Origin of the sequence: Candidatus Thiosymbion oneisti, from assembly GCF_900092655.1 — a bacterium.
Lineage (GTDB): Bacteria > Pseudomonadota > Gammaproteobacteria > Chromatiales > Chromatiaceae > Thiosymbion > Thiosymbion oneisti.
Window position 1 is genome coordinate 1 of the sequence record NZ_FLUY01000369.1, and the last position, 343, is coordinate 343.

The following is a 343-nucleotide window of genomic DNA, read 5'->3' on the forward strand; positions in this document are numbered from 1 at the left end:
TCCATTTCCAACACCGGTGTTTGTTCCGGACCAAGAGGTGTCAGCGTCGCTTCAAGAGGAGGAAGCACCGCCGCTTTTTCTTTTAACCAAGCACTCAATGTTTGACGACAAACCCTATGCGTACGTTCGATCCCACGCATACTTGATCGTTCTTGATAAGCTTTTATGATGAGGTCTTTCTCTTCCTCCGTATAGCGATTTTGGGGTTCAAGTACACCATAAGCACCACAGGTTTTACAATGATATTGCTGGTTTCCGCACGCATTTAGGCCGTTTTTTTATCTCTTTGCTGTGACATTTACGGCAGGTATATACTTTAGTTTTAACAATCATGACTGAAAAC

1 pseudogene is annotated in these 343 nt (G+C 43.4%); it reads right to left on the reverse strand.

Annotation, left to right across the window (positions count from 1 at the left end):
* Positions 1–179: pseudogene (locus BQ17_RS23920) on the reverse strand (IS1 family transposase); the annotation flags it as partial.
* Positions 180–343: the final 164 nt, after the last annotated feature.